This window comes from Citrobacter sp. Cf132, from assembly GCF_030333885.1.
GTDB lineage: Bacteria > Pseudomonadota > Gammaproteobacteria > Enterobacterales > Enterobacteriaceae > Citrobacter > Citrobacter freundii.
Map to the genome: position 1 here is coordinate 115,225 of NZ_JAOWFA010000070.1, position 14,688 is coordinate 129,912.

Consider the following 14,688-nt stretch of genomic DNA (forward strand, 5'->3'; position numbering starts at 1 on the left):
ATAAGGCGGTCACGCCGCCTTCCTGCGAATATTACCCCAACAACTTCTTCGCTTCGCGCGCAACGTTGTCCATTTCATCCAGAAGCTCTAAAAACTCAGGCTCCAGCTCTTCTTCCTTGGTCCCGCTACGTAATTGCTGCTCAATAAGCTGACACAGGTTTTTCATGCGGGGAACGCCGCTATAACCGCAGCTGCCGTGCAGCTTGTGGATCATATCCACCAGCCCTTCAGGGTTTTCACCGACCAGCTGTTCTTCAATTTTGTTACGTACTTCGGGCAGAAAATCGAGCAGCATTTGCAGCATATCCCGCGCCAAATCGTTCTTACCCGCAGCTTGCCTTAATGCCAGTTGCCAGTCGAGCGTTGTATTCGGATTGACGACCGGCTCAACGGGTTCAACGGCGATCGCCCTAAGCGCTGTGCTTGCGCCGGGTTTGTAGCGTAACAGCAGATTATGCAGCTTATCTTCCTCGATAGGCTTCGCCAGGTAATCGTTCATCCCGGCGCTGAGCAGCTTCTCTTTCTGCCCGGCCATGGCGTGTGCGGTGACCGCAATGACCGGTGTCTGCTGTTGATGAGGAAGCTGGTGGATTAGCTCACAAGCGCGAATGCCGTCCATGTCTGGCATCTGAATATCCATTAGGATCAGATCAAATTGCATTTGTCTGGCGCGATCCACCGCTTGATGCCCACTGTCGCAGAGCACGACGTGCTGCACCTTATCTTCCAACAGTGCGCCAATCAGCTTGAGGTTCGCCGGGTTGTCGTCTACCGCCATAACGGTCATCGCGATTTTGCTATCGTCTAACAGCAGCGGATCCGCGCTGTGATTCACCTGACAATACTCTGTCAGCGCAGGCAGTAAGCGAGTTGAGGTGAGAGGTTTCAACAGACATGCCGCCGCGCCGCCCTGTTTTAACTTCTCGGCGTTAATCTGCGCATGGCAAGGCAGGGCCAGTAACAAAAAGTCGGTCATCGCCGCAGCGTTTGCCAGCCGCTCATGCTGCATGGTGAGCGGTTCGCGTAAAGTGACCGGAATGCCGAGCAGCAGAATATCGTAGTGATCCTTCGGCAGCCCAGAGAATGAAGGGCTGTAAATCACCTCCAACGGCGTTTCGCTCAAGATATCTAACGTGCACTGTGCGGCAGTGGCGTTCGGTTCGACGTAGGCCAGTCGTTTACCGGCCAGGCAGAGCGTGGTTGAGCGGTCAACGAGAACGTTAGGGTTAAGATCGAGGCTGATATGGAACCAGAACGTGGAACCCCGGTTCGGTTGACTATGGAAGGAGATATCCCCGCCCATTTCGTTGACCAGTTTTTGCGTAATGACCAGGCCCAGCCCGGTACCGCCGTGGCGGCGGGAAATACTGGCATCCGCCTGGCGGAAGGCCTGGAACAAGCGTGACTGATCGCGCTCAGGAATACCAATTCCGGTATCGCGGATTTGTACTTCAATCTGCACTTTCGTGTTACTAAGGGCGCGCTTCTCGACCAGAATGTCGATATTGCCGCCTTCGGTAAATTTGATGGCATTGCCAACCAGATTAGTGATTACCTGCTGTAAGCGCAGCGGATCGCCGATGACGTTGTCCGGCACGTCATTCTTAATATTTAGCGTCAGCTCAAGCCCTTTATCATGGGATGAATGCGCTAACAGCGTAACGACGTCATCCAGCGTGCTGCGCAGCGGGAAGGGAATGCTTTCCAGAATCAGCTTGCCCGCCTCAAGTTTGGAGAAGTCGAGTACATCATTGATGATAGCCAGCAGATTGTTAGCCGAGCGTTCAATGGTATTCAGGTGATCGCGCTGCGTGGTGTTGAGCTCGGTTTTTAGCGTAAGACGGGTGAAGCCAATCACGCCATTCAGCGGTGTTCGCAGTTCGTGCGACATGTTAGCCAGAAACTCAGACTTAATACGCGCCGCTTCCTGGGCGCGTTTCTTCGCCAGATCCAGTTCGACGTTCTGGATTTCCATCTGCTCCAGCGTTTCACGCAGGTCAGAGGTGGCCTGATCGATGTTGTGCTGCATCTCTTCATGGTAAGCCGCAAGTGACATCGCCATCGAGTTGATACCATTTTTGAGCATATCCAGCTCGCCCAGCATGAAACCTTCCACGCGGCTGTCGAGCTGTCCTCTACGTATTCGGTCAACGGTATTCACCATATTGCGAATCGGGCCGGTTACGTCGCGCATCAGACGCCAGCCAAAAATTAACGCAATACCAATACAAAACAGCATCATTACGCTGGAGATAAAGATCTCTTTGTACTGCTGCAATCGCACGGACTTAAGATCCAGCTCAAGCGCCACATACCCCAGCATATTTTTGGTGTTTTTCGCATCGCTTACGGCGGATTCATCTGGTGAATAGCTTTCCGATATAATCGGGGTACGCAGGATCATGATATCCCCGTGCCGGGTGACGCTCAGCTTACGGGGAAACGGTGAACCTGTCGCCAACTGCATTTCAGACGGATCGAGATGAAAATTAGAGGTGACGAACAGTCGGTTATTTTCGTCATAAACAGAAATTGCCCGCACGATATCGGAATGGCGACGATGCAGCACGCTGATAAGCTGGCCGATGGATTCCCTGTTTTGCAGGTTCATGCCATATTCGCTGGAGACCGCGAGTGGTTCTATGATGCTGGCACCAGCATCTTCCAGTTGACGCTGCAAGTCGTTATAGCGATGCACAACAAAAAAGATACTGAGCAACAAACCTATCAGGACGGTCGGGGCCAGGATCAGAATCATCATGCGTGCGCGCAGGCTGTAGTTGGTCATGGAGTTCCGTTATGGGACAATTAGGGTCACACTGTTAAATAGAGAAATATCTCGTCGATGGCGCAATTCTACTCTGCAAAACGACGCGTGACGACGCGTCAGATCATAACCGTTACCGTCAATGACCTCGATCCTTTTGGTCAGGGCGTCGCTCGCCATAACGGAAAAGCGTTGTTTATACCGGAATTGCTACCCCAGGAAAGCGCCGAGGTGGTGATTACCGAAGATAAAAAACAGTTCGCCCGCGCGCAAGTAAAACGACGTTTGAACAACAGCCCTGAGCGTGAAGTGCCACGTTGCCCGCATTTTGGCGTATGCGGCGGTTGCCAGCAGCAGCATGCCAGCATCTCGTTACAGCAGCGTAGTAAAAGCGCGGCGTTGTCGCGTTTAATGAAATGTGACGTGTCAGATGTTATAGCTGATACGCCGTGGGGCTATCGTCGTCGTGCCCGATTGAGCCTGAACTATCGGCCAAAAGAACACAAATTGCAGATGGGGTTTCGCAAATCAGGCTCCAGCGACATTATCGATGTCAAACAATGCCCTGTTTTGGTGCCCCAACTTGAGGTGCTATTGCCCCGCATCAGGGCGTGTCTGGAAAGTCTTCAAGGGTTACGCCATCTTGGACATGTTGAACTGGTGCAGGCAGGGAGCGGAACCCTGATGATTTTGCGCCACACGGCGCCATTAAGTGCAGCGGATAAAGAAAAACTGGAATGCTTTTCGCATTCTCTGGGGCTGTCTTTGTTTCTGGCCCCGCAAAGCGAGATACTGGAATCAATATCAGAAGAATCGCCCTGGTATGACTCAAATGGACTACGGTTAACCTTCAGCCCGCGCGATTTTATTCAGGTTAACGAAGGGGTAAACCAACAAATGGTGGCTCGTGCGCTGGAATGGCTCGATGTGCAACCTGAAGATCGCGTGCTCGATCTGTTCTGCGGAATGGGTAATTTTACCCTGCCGCTGGCAACTCGGGCAGCAAGCGTGGTTGGCGTGGAAGGTGTTCCGGCGCTGGTTGAAAAAGGTCGGGAAAATGCACTGAATAACGGATTACACAATGTGACATTCTTTCATGAGAACCTTGAGGAAGATGTTACCCGGCAGCCGTGGGCGAAAAACGGATTCGACAAAGTTTTGCTCGATCCTGCGCGTGCGGGGGCTGCTGGTGTGATGCAACATATTATAAAATTAGAACCTATGCGCGTTGTTTATGTATCCTGTAACCCGGCAACGCTGGCTCGTGACAGCGATGCTTTGCTCAATGCGGGATATGCCATCCGGCGGCTGGCGATGCTCGATATGTTCCCGCACACTGGACACCTGGAATCAATGGTCCTGTTTGAGCGTTTGTAATGAACTTAATACCCATTGGATTTCGCCTTGTAATGCTGTGTGAAAGACAATGGGTTCGGCTTGTCGACTTCGACAGGCCATGCCCCTTAAGGAGAGGACGATGGTTGCGGTAAGAAGTGCACATTTAAATAAAGCTGGTGAGTTTGATCCCAAGAAATGGATCGCGAGTCTGGGGATCTCCAGCCAGCAGTCGTGTGAACGCTTAGCCGAAACCTGGGCGTACTGCCTCCAGCAGACACAGGGGCATCCGGATGCGGATCTGCTGCTGTGGCGTGGCGTGGAGATGGTAGAAATTCTCTCCATGTTGAGCATGGATATCGACACGCTGCGTGCAGCAATGCTGTTCCCTCTGGCTGATGCCAACGTGGTAAGTGAAGACATCCTGCGCGAGAGCGTGGGCAAATCCATTGTTCATCTTATCCACGGCGTGCGTGATATGGCGGCGATACGCCAGCTTAAAGCCACGCATACCGATTCAGTTTCTTCCGAGCAGGTCGATAACGTCCGCCGCATGCTGCTGGCAATGGTAGATGACTTCCGCTGTGTGGTCATCAAGCTGGCAGAGCGGATTGCCCATCTGCGTGAAGTGAAAGACGCGCCGGAAGATGAACGCGTTCTGGCGGCAAAAGAGTGCACCAATATCTATGCACCGCTGGCCAACCGTTTGGGAATCGGGCAATTAAAATGGGAGCTGGAAGATTATTGCTTCCGTTATCTGCACCCGGCTGAATACAAACGCATTGCCAAGCTGCTGCATGAACGTCGTATCGACAGGGAGCATTACATTGATGAGTTCGTTGGTCATTTGCGCTCAGAGATGAAAACGGAAGGCGTCAAAGCTGAAGTGTACGGGCGTCCGAAGCATATCTACAGCATCTGGCGCAAAATGCAGAAAAAGCAGTTGGCCTTCGATGAACTGTTCGATGTGCGCGCAGTGCGTATCGTGGCAGAGCGTTTACAGGACTGCTATGCCGCGCTCGGGATAGTACATACTCACTATCGCCATCTGCCGGATGAGTTTGATGACTACGTCGCGAACCCGAAACCCAACGGCTACCAGTCAATCCATACGGTTGTGCTGGGGCCGGGCGGGAAAACCATTGAAATTCAGATCCGTACCAAACAGATGCACGAAGATGCCGAACTGGGCGTCGCGGCGCACTGGAAGTACAAAGAGGGCACCGCTTCAGGCGCGGCGCGCTCTGGTCATGAAGATCGCATTGCATGGCTGCGTAAGCTGATCGCCTGGCAGGAAGAGATGGCAGATTCCGGTGAAATGCTGGATGAAGTTCGTAGCCAGGTCTTTGATGACCGCGTGTATGTCTTTACGCCGAAAGGCGACGTTGTGGATCTGCCTGCAGGCTCCACGCCGCTCGATTTTGCTTACCACATTCATAGTGATGTGGGGCATCGTTGCATTGGCGCGAAAATTGGTGGACGCATCGTACCGTTTACCTACCAACTACAGATGGGCGATCAAATTGAAATTATCACCCAGAAACAGCCAAATCCAAGCCGCGACTGGTTGAACCCTAACCTTGGCTACGTAACCACCAGCCGTGGGCGTTCGAAGATCCACGCCTGGTTCCGTAAACAGGACCGTGATAAGAACATTCTTGCAGGTCGCCAGATCCTCGACGATGAACTGGCGCATTTAGGCATCAGCCTGAAAGAAGCTGAAAAACATCTGCTGCCGCGCTACAGTTTCAATGAGCTGGATGAACTGCTGGCGGCGATTGGCGGAGGAGACATCCGCCTCAACCAGATGGTGAATTTCCTGCAGGCGCAGTTTAATAAGCCAAGCGCTGCCGAACAGGATGCCGCCGCGCTGAAACAGCTTCAGCAGAAAACGCACGCACCGCAGAGTCGCCGTAAAGACGACGGTCGTGTCGTGGTAGAAGGGGTAGGTAACCTGATGCACCACATCGCTCGCTGCTGCCAGCCGATTCCAGGCGATGAGATTGTCGGGTTTATTACCCAGGGACGCGGTATTTCTGTGCACCGGGCGGATTGTGAACAGCTGACTGAGCTGCGCTCCCATGCGCCGGAACGTATTGTTGATGCGGTCTGGGGCGAAAGTTACTCTGCAGGGTATTCGCTGGTGGTTCGCGTCCAGGCCAACGATCGCAGTGGCTTGTTACGTGATATCACCACGATTCTCGCCAACGAGAAGGTAAACGTGCTGGGAGTTGCCAGCCGGAGTGATACCAAACAACAGCTTGCCACCATTGATATGACCATCGAAATCTACAACCTGCAGGTGCTCGGGCGCGTGCTCGGCAAGCTGAACCAGGTACCGGATGTGATCGACGCACGTCGTCTGCACGGTAATTAATCATTATGTAGGCCGGATAACCTTTTAGGCCTGATAAGACGCGTTAGCGTTGCCATCAGGCATTGCTATGTTGCCGGATGTTGCCTTATCCGGCCTACTGTATTGAAATTTCAGGATATTCCAATGAATCAAATCAACCGACTGCTCGGTATTATGCAGCGCCTGCGCGACCCGGAGAACGGTTGTCCGTGGGACAAAGAGCAGACATTCGCCACTATTGCTCCTTACACCCTCGAAGAGACTTATGAAGTGCTGGACGCGATTGCGCGAGAAGACTTCGACGACCTGCGTGGAGAGTTGGGGGATCTGCTGTTCCAGGTGGTGTTTTACGCCCAGATAGCTCAGGAAGAAGGGCGCTTCAACTTTGATGATATCTGCGCAGCGATAAGCGATAAGCTTGAACGCCGCCACCCGCATGTTTTTGCTGACGTTTCTGCCAGTAACAGCACCGAGGTGCTTACCCGTTGGGAGCAAATCAAAACCGAAGAACGTGCTGAGAAGGCACAGCATTCCGCGCTCGACGATATTCCCCGTAGTTTACCGGCATTAATGCGCGCCCAAAAAATCCAGAAACGCTGCTCAAATGTTGGCTTCGACTGGAAAACATTAGGACCGGTTGTCGACAAGGTTTACGAAGAGATCGACGAAGTCATGTTTGAGGCGAAGCAGGCTGTTGTCGACCAGGCTAAACTGGAGGAGGAAATGGGCGATCTGCTGTTTGCCACGGTCAATATGGCCCGGCATTTAGGCACTAAAGCAGAGACTGCTTTGCAAAAAGCGAACGAGAAATTTGAGCGACGTTTTCGTGAGGTTGAGCGAATTGTGGCTGCTCGCGGTCTGGAAATGACTGGTGTTGATCTGGAAACTATGGAAGAAGTCTGGCAACAGGTAAAACGGCAGGAAATTGATCTCTAAGGGATTTCGTCGGTCAAGGGCGATTTGTGTGATTTTTTAAATAACAAGCGCTTGATTTACGTCAAAAACATTTACCCCAAAGGGGCTATTTTCTCACTCCCGATGTTAATGTGAGCCTGGTGAAGAGGAGGAATAATGAAAGTTTGTGGCGCTCGTCATGTTCGGGTATACTACTTTCCCGTCTTGGTAATTCCATCGTTTCACCCTAACTTCTCAGGTCCAGCATGACAACGAACTATATTTTTGTGACCGGCGGGGTCGTATCCTCTCTGGGAAAAGGCATTGCCGCAGCCTCCCTGGCAGCCATTCTTGAAGCCCGTGGCCTCAATGTAACCATGATGAAACTGGATCCGTACATCAACGTCGATCCAGGTACTATGAGCCCAATCCAACACGGGGAAGTGTTCGTTACCGAAGACGGCGCTGAAACCGACCTGGACCTGGGTCACTATGAGCGCTTCATTCGTACCAAAATGAGCCGCCGCAACAACTTCACTACGGGTCGTATCTACTCCGACGTTCTGCGTAAAGAACGCCGTGGCGACTACCTGGGCGCGACCGTTCAGGTTATCCCGCACATCACGAATGCCATTAAAGAGCGTGTTCTGGAAGGCGGTGAAGGTCATGATGTTGTTCTGGTTGAAATCGGCGGAACCGTTGGGGATATCGAATCTCTGCCGTTCCTTGAAGCGATTCGCCAGATGGCCGTAGAAATTGGCCGCGAGCACACGCTGTTTATGCATCTGACGCTGGTTCCGTACATGGCGGCGGCAGGTGAAGTCAAAACTAAACCGACTCAGCACTCTGTAAAAGAGCTGCTTTCTATCGGTATTCAGCCAGATATCCTGATTTGCCGCTCCGATCGCGCAGTTCCGGCTAATGAACGTGCAAAAATTGCATTGTTCTGTAACGTTCCGGAAAAAGCGGTGATTTCTCTGAAAGATGTCGATTCCATCTATAAAATCCCGGGCCTGTTGAAATCTCAGGGCCTTGACGATTATATTTGTAAACGATTCAGCTTGAACTGTCCGGAAGCTAATCTGTCAGAATGGGAACAGGTTATCTACGAAGAAGCTAATCCGGCAGGCGAAGTGACTATCGGTATGGTCGGCAAGTACATTGAACTGCCGGATGCCTATAAGTCAGTTATCGAAGCGCTGAAGCATGGCGGTCTGAAGAATCGTGTCACCGTCAATATCAAGCTGATCGATTCACAAGATGTCGAAACGCGTGGCGTTGAGATCCTGAAAGGTCTTGATGCCATCCTGATCCCTGGCGGCTTCGGCTACCGTGGTGTTGAAGGTAAAATCGCGACGGCGCGCTTTGCGCGTGAGAACAATATTCCTTATCTGGGCATTTGCCTGGGTATGCAGGTTGCGTTGATTGAGTTTGCACGTAACGTAGTGGGTATGGACAACGCCAACTCCACGGAATTTGTGCCAGACTGTAAGTACCCGGTGGTGGCCCTGATTACCGAATGGCGCGATGAAGACGGCAACGTCGAAGTCCGTACCGAGAAGAGCGATCTGGGCGGCACTATGCGTCTTGGTGCGCAGCAGTGTCAGTTGAGCGACGATAGCCTGGTTCGTCAACTGTACGGCGCGCCGACAATTGTTGAACGCCACCGCCACCGTTACGAAGTCAACAATATGCTGTTGAAACAGATTGAAGCTGCGGGTCTGCGTATTGCAGGCCGTTCCGGTGATGATCAGTTGGTCGAGATCATTGAGGTACCGAATCATCCGTGGTTCGTGGCCTGTCAGTTCCACCCGGAATTTACTTCCACGCCACGTGATGGGCACCCGCTGTTTGCCGGCTTTGTGAAAGCCGCCAGTGAACATCAGAAGCGTCAGGCGAAGTAAGAAGTAAATAAGTTAGAACGGCAATGCACCCATCAGGGTGCATTGTTTGTCTGGAGTTTTAGTTTAACTTGTACTGAGGAAAATCTAATGTCCAAAATCGTTAAAATCATCGGTCGTGAAATCATCGACTCCCGTGGTAACCCGACTGTTGAAGCCGAAGTACACCTGGAAGGTGGTTTCGTTGGTATGGCAGCAGCTCCGTCAGGTGCTTCTACTGGTTCCCGCGAAGCACTGGAACTGCGCGATGGCGACAAATCCCGTTTCATGGGTAAAGGCGTACTGAAAGCTGTTGCAGCTGTTAACGGCCCAATTGCTCAGGCTCTGCTGGGTAAAGATGCTAAAGATCAGGCTGGCATCGACAAGATCATGATCGATCTGGACGGTACTGAAAACAAATCCAACTTCGGTGCAAACGCCATCCTGGCTGTGTCCCTGGCGAACGCCAAAGCAGCAGCAGCTGCTAAAGGCCTGCCGCTGTATGCACACATCGCTGAACTGAACGGTACTCCGGGTAAATACTCCATGCCGGTTCCGATGATGAACATCATCAACGGTGGTGAGCACGCTGACAACAACGTCGACATCCAGGAATTCATGATTCAGCCGGTTGGCGCTAAGACTCTGAAAGAAGCCGTTCGTATGGGTTCTGAAGTGTTCCACAACCTGGCTAAAGTTCTGAAAGCTAAAGGTATGAACACTGCAGTTGGTGACGAAGGTGGCTACGCGCCGAACCTGGGTTCCAACGCTGAAGCTCTGGCTGTAATCGCTGAAGCGGTTAAAGCAGCTGGCTACGAGCTGGGCAAAGACATCACTCTGGCGATGGACTGTGCAGCTTCTGAATTCTACAAAGACGGTAAATACGTTCTGGCTGGCGAAGGCAACAAAGCATTCACCTCCGAAGAATTCACTCACTTCCTGGAAGAACTGACCAAACAGTACCCGATCGTGTCCATCGAAGATGGTCTGGACGAGTCTGACTGGGACGGTTTCGCATACCAGACTAAAGTACTGGGCGACAAAATCCAGCTGGTTGGTGACGATCTGTTCGTAACCAACACCAAGATCCTGAAAGAAGGCATCGAAAAAGGCATCGTTAACTCCATCCTGATCAAATTCAACCAGATCGGTTCTCTGACCGAAACTCTGGCTGCGATCAAAATGGCGAAAGACGCTGGCTACACCGCTGTCATCTCTCACCGTTCTGGCGAAACTGAAGATGCTACCATCGCTGACCTGGCTGTTGGTACCGCTGCAGGCCAGATCAAAACTGGTTCTATGAGCCGTTCTGACCGCGTTGCTAAGTACAACCAGCTGATTCGTATCGAAGAAGCTCTGGGTGAACAAGCACCGTACAACGGTCGTAAAGAGATCAAAGGTCAGGCGTAATCCTGTTCTTTAACTCTTAACTTAAAAACCCGCTGCGGCGGGTTTTTTTATGCTTTTAAAGCAGTAGAGGAAGTGTTGCGCTGGCGGTTTGCTGGCTCACATCACTGTACTTTTCATCCAGCGCAATCAGCGACGTGGTGAGAAGTTCTACCAACAGCATCACACCCACCTTGGCGTTTAGCGCACCAGCACTCAACGGACCTTCTGGTTTGGCTGCGACCAGTTGAATATCGCTCAGCGAAGCCAGCGGACTGCGTGGTGTATTACTTAGCGCCAGTACGCGCACGCCTTGCTTACGCGCCAGTTTCACGACATGCAGCAGATCGCGCGTGGAGCCTGAACTGGAGATCGCTACCACGAGCGTATTTTTGCTAAGCGTAGTGGCATTCATGGCTGCGCGGTGCATGTCGCTGAACAGTTGCGCGGGTTTGCCGAGGCGCAGGAGTTTGTAATGTAAATACTCCCCCAGAATAGCGCTGGCCGCTACGCCATAAATCTGTACCGACTGAGCCTGATGTAGAGCCAGAGCGGCGGATTCCAGTAATGTCCTGTCGAGTAATTTTGCTGTGTCCTGCAGCGCTTGCACGGATTCATTGACCACATTGTCAATTTCATCCCCGCTGTGCTCTACCGGCTGTCCTTGCTGGAGATCGAGAGCCAGCGCCATTTTGAATTCGTTATAACCCTTACACCCAAGCGTGCGGCACAGACGTGTGACGCTCGCCTCGCTGGTGTCGCTTTCACGCGCCAGTTCGGTAATCGTCAGGTAGACAACTTTTGCCGGATCACTAAGCACAAACTCTCCCAGCTTCTGCTGTGTTCGGCTATATCCGTCAACGCCCTGGCGCAATCTCAGCAGCAGGTTTTCATTTTCTGACATGCAAAATCCTTAATGCGTTTCTCTGCTGATAGTGTGGCGGAAAGCAGGGGAGAGATGCCAGTCATTTTAAAAAAGTATGATCGGCTTCCTGGTTTTTGATGATAATTTTCATTTATAAAATTAATTATGGTAAAAATTTTCATCATTAATCGGGGAGATGAAAAAATGATGCAAATGTTTAGCGGCGCCTCATCGGGCGCATGGTTTGAAAAGGCACAGCGGTTTGGCAAATCGTTCATGCTGCCGATTGCGGTACTGCCCGCTGCGGGGCTGTTGTTAGGGATTGGCGGTGCGCTGTCGAATCCAAACACATTGACGGCGTATCCGTTTTTGGACGTTGACTGGTTACAGGCAATCTTCACGATCATGACCAGCGCAGGTTCTATTGTGTTTGCCAACCTGTCGGTACTTTTTGCGGTGGGTGTGGCAGTAGGATTGGCGAAAACGGACAAAGGCACCGCCGGGCTTGCTGCATTGCTGGCATTTCTGGTGATGAACGCCACCATCAACGCTTTATTGACACTCAACGGAACGCTGGCGCACGAGAATCCCGGTGCCGTAGGCCAGGGGATGACGCTGGGTATTCAGACGCTGGAAACAGGCGTATTTGGTGGGGTGGTGATTGGGCTTGTCACCTGCGCGCTGCATAGCCGTTTCAATAAAGTCTCGCTGCCTCAGTTCCTTGGTTTCTTCAGCGGTTCGCGCTTTGTGCCGATTATTAGCTCCCTTGCCGCGATTGTAGTGGGTGCGGTCATGACGGTGGTTTGGCCGCATTTCCAGAAACTCATTTTTGGACTGGGTGGTCTGGTGGATGCGACCGGTTATCTGGGTACGCTGTTGTACGGCTTCATCCTGCGTATGCTTGGCCCACTGGGGTTACACCATATCTTTTATTTACCGTTCTGGACCACAGCGCTTGGCGGGAGTGAAATCGTCAACGGCCAGTTGGTTGAAGGTACGCAGCGTATTTTCTTCGCGCAACTTGCCGATCCGAATACGCAGCAGTTCTATGCGGGCACCTCGCGCTTTATGTCCGGGCGCTTTATCACCATGATGTTTGGCCTGCTTGGCGCATGTCTTGCGATGTACCATACTGCAAAACCAGAGAACAGAAAGCTTGTCGCCGGACAGCTGTTGTCTGCGGCCCTGACCTCTTTCCTGACGGGGATCACTGAGCCTATCGAGTTCTCCTTCCTGTTTGTCGCACCTGTGTTATACGTCATTCACGCCTTCTTCGATGGTCTGGCGTTTATGATGGCGCATATTTTACATATCACCATCGGGCAAACCTTTTCGGGGGGGCTTATCGATTTCCTCCTCTTCGGTGTGCTACAGGGGGAAGCTAAAACCAACTGGATGTACGTACCTATGGTGGGGATCCCGTGGTTCTTCCTTTACTACTTCACCTTCCGCTATTTGATTAACCGCTTTAACTGGTTGACGCCTGGTCGTGAAAACGCAGCACCGACTGAATCCGGCCTGCCGCAAAGTGAGCGTGCTGCGGCTGTGATTGCCGGACTGGGAGGTAAAGAGAATCTGGAAGAGGTGGACTGTTGCGCCACACGTCTGCGCGTGACGGTAAAAGAGAGTAGCAAGGTCGATGAAGCGGCGCTGAAAGCGACCGGAGCGCGTGGCGTAATTATTCGCGGCAACGGGGTTCAGGTGATTTATGGACCGCATGTCACCATCATCAAAAACGAAGTCGAAGAGATCTTATCGTAATGAAAACTGTACTGGATTCCCTGAAAGGTAAATTAATCGTCTCCTGCCAGGCGCTGGAAAATGAGCCCCTGCACAGTCCGTTTATTATGTCGCGTATGGCGCTGGCGGCAGCGCAGGGAGGTGCTGTAGGTATTCGTGCGAACAGCGTGGTGGACATTCGCGCGATCAAAGAGAGCGTCTCCCTGCCGGTGATTGGGATTATCAAGCGCGATTATCCGGGTAGCGATGTGTTTATCACGGCCACCCTCAAGGAAGTGGATGAGCTAATGACCGTTGAGCCGGAGATTATTGCTCTGGATGCGACAGCGCGCCCGCGCCCAGGAGGACAAACGCTGGAAGAATTAGTTATGCAAATCCGCGCTCGCTACCCGTCTGTGCTGCTGATGGCGGATATCGCCACCATAGACGAAGCGGTGACAGCTGAGCGTCTGGGTTTTGACTGCGTGGGCACCACGCTCTACGGCTATACCGCTGACACTGCCGGGCATGTGCTGGCGGAAAACGACTGCGGTTTTTTACGCGAGGTATTGGCGGCGGTCAGCGTACCTATCGTGGCAGAAGGAAACGTCGATACTCCGGAACGTGCCGCACGATGCCTGGAATTAGGTGCCCATACCGTGGTGGTTGGTGGCGCTATCACGCGTCCGCAGCAGATAACGGCACGCTTTGTCGCGGCGATCGCCTCGTAAAGCATCGATGGGGCATGATACTTTGGCGGGGATCTGCGATAATTATCGTTTATCCCCATATTGAGAGCGCTATGCAGTACCCGATTAACGAGATGTTCCAGACCCTGCAAGGTGAGGGTTACTTTACCGGCGTCCCCGCCATTTTTATTCGTTTACAGGGATGCCCGGTTGGCTGTGCCTGGTGCGATACCAAACACACCTGGGATAAGCTTGAGGATCGGGAAGTCTCCCTGTACAGCATCCTGGCCAAGACCAAAGAAAGCGACAAATGGGGGGCGGCGAGCAGTGAGGATCTGCTGGCGGTCATTTCGCGTCAGGGGTATACCGCCCGTCATGTGGTGATCACCGGCGGCGAGCCCTGCATTCATGACCTGATGCCGCTGACTGACCTGCTGGAAAAGAACGGCTTTAGCTGCCAGATTGAGACCAGTGGTACCCACGAAGTACGCTGTACGCCGAATACCTGGGTGACCGTATCGCCGAAGGTAAATATGCGTGGCGGTTATGATGTGCTGTCGCAGGCGCTGGAGCGCGCGAATGAAATCAAACATCCGGTTGGTCGCGTTCGCGATATTGAAGCGCTGGATGAACTGCTGGCGACGTTGAGCGACGACAAACCACGAATCATCGCCTTACAGCCAATCAGCCAGAAAGAAGATGCGACGCGTTTGTGTATTGATACCTGTATTGCGCGAAACTGGCGTCTGTCGATGCAAACCCATAAATATCTGAATATTGCCTGATAATTCTGCCGG

At 52.4% G+C, this 14,688-nt stretch carries 10 protein-coding genes; 8 read left to right on the forward strand and 2 right to left on the reverse strand.

The window, feature by feature from the left end; translation table 11 throughout:
• Window positions 1-31: 31 nt before the first annotated feature.
• Window positions 32-2,788 carry a two-component sensor histidine kinase BarA gene (gene barA / locus OGV85_RS20310; protein WP_003840349.1) on the reverse strand — a complete coding sequence of 919 codons (2,757 nt, stop codon included), beginning with the start codon at window positions 2,786-2,788 and terminating at the stop codon, window positions 32-34.
• Between the two features lie 57 nt (window positions 2,789-2,845).
• Here barA and rlmD point away from each other — a divergent pair, with 57 nt between their 5' ends.
• The 5 genes from rlmD (at window position 2,846) to eno (ending at window position 10,642) form a co-directional block, all read left to right on the forward strand.
• The gene (gene rlmD, locus OGV85_RS20315) at window positions 2,846-4,144 is read left to right on the forward strand and encodes a 23S rRNA (uracil(1939)-C(5))-methyltransferase RlmD (RefSeq protein ID WP_061547662.1); all 1,299 of its coding nucleotides are present in this window, start codon (window positions 2,846-2,848) and stop codon (window positions 4,142-4,144) included.
• 100 nt (window positions 4,145-4,244) lie between these two features.
• Window positions 4,245-6,479 (forward strand): GTP diphosphokinase, encoded by a 2,235-nt coding sequence (relA, locus tag OGV85_RS20320; RefSeq protein ID WP_003034123.1) that lies wholly within the window; start codon window positions 4,245-4,247, stop codon window positions 6,477-6,479.
• A 123-nt stretch (window positions 6,480-6,602) separates the two neighbouring features.
• Window positions 6,603-7,394, forward strand: a complete 792-nt coding sequence (mazG, locus tag OGV85_RS20325; protein WP_061547661.1) for a nucleoside triphosphate pyrophosphohydrolase — start codon at window positions 6,603-6,605, stop codon at window positions 7,392-7,394.
• Between the two features lie 224 nt (window positions 7,395-7,618).
• Window positions 7,619-9,256 carry a glutamine hydrolyzing CTP synthase gene (gene pyrG, locus OGV85_RS20330; RefSeq protein ID WP_003034127.1) on the forward strand — a complete coding sequence of 546 codons (1,638 nt, stop codon included), beginning with the start codon at window positions 7,619-7,621 and terminating at the stop codon, window positions 9,254-9,256.
• A gap of 87 nt (window positions 9,257-9,343) precedes the next feature.
• The gene (gene eno, locus OGV85_RS20335) at window positions 9,344-10,642 is read left to right on the forward strand and encodes a phosphopyruvate hydratase (RefSeq protein ID WP_003034129.1); all 1,299 of its coding nucleotides are present in this window, start codon (window positions 9,344-9,346) and stop codon (window positions 10,640-10,642) included.
• Window positions 10,643-10,697: 55 nt separating this feature from the next.
• Here eno and OGV85_RS20340 read toward each other — a convergent pair whose 3' ends face one another.
• Window positions 10,698-11,522 carry a MurR/RpiR family transcriptional regulator gene (locus OGV85_RS20340; RefSeq protein ID WP_003034131.1) on the reverse strand — a complete coding sequence of 275 codons (825 nt, stop codon included), beginning with the start codon at window positions 11,520-11,522 and terminating at the stop codon, window positions 10,698-10,700.
• Between the two features lie 165 nt (window positions 11,523-11,687).
• On the opposite strand from OGV85_RS20340, the gene OGV85_RS20345 reads away from it, so the two are divergent.
• From OGV85_RS20345 to queE, 3 genes are all read left to right on the forward strand, one after another.
• Window positions 11,688-13,244, forward strand: coding sequence for a PTS transporter subunit EIIC (locus tag OGV85_RS20345; protein ID WP_286553903.1), 1,557 nt, complete (start codon window positions 11,688-11,690; stop codon window positions 13,242-13,244).
• Window positions 13,244-13,933, forward strand: a complete 690-nt coding sequence (locus OGV85_RS20350; protein ID WP_048218506.1) for an N-acetylmannosamine-6-phosphate 2-epimerase — start codon at window positions 13,244-13,246, stop codon at window positions 13,931-13,933. The genes OGV85_RS20345 and OGV85_RS20350 overlap by 1 nt, the downstream gene beginning before the upstream one ends.
• A gap of 71 nt (window positions 13,934-14,004) precedes the next feature.
• Entirely contained in the window at window positions 14,005-14,676 is a 672-nt protein-coding gene (gene queE, locus OGV85_RS20355; protein ID WP_003034139.1) for a 7-carboxy-7-deazaguanine synthase QueE, read from the forward strand.
• Window positions 14,677-14,688: the final 12 nt, after the last annotated feature.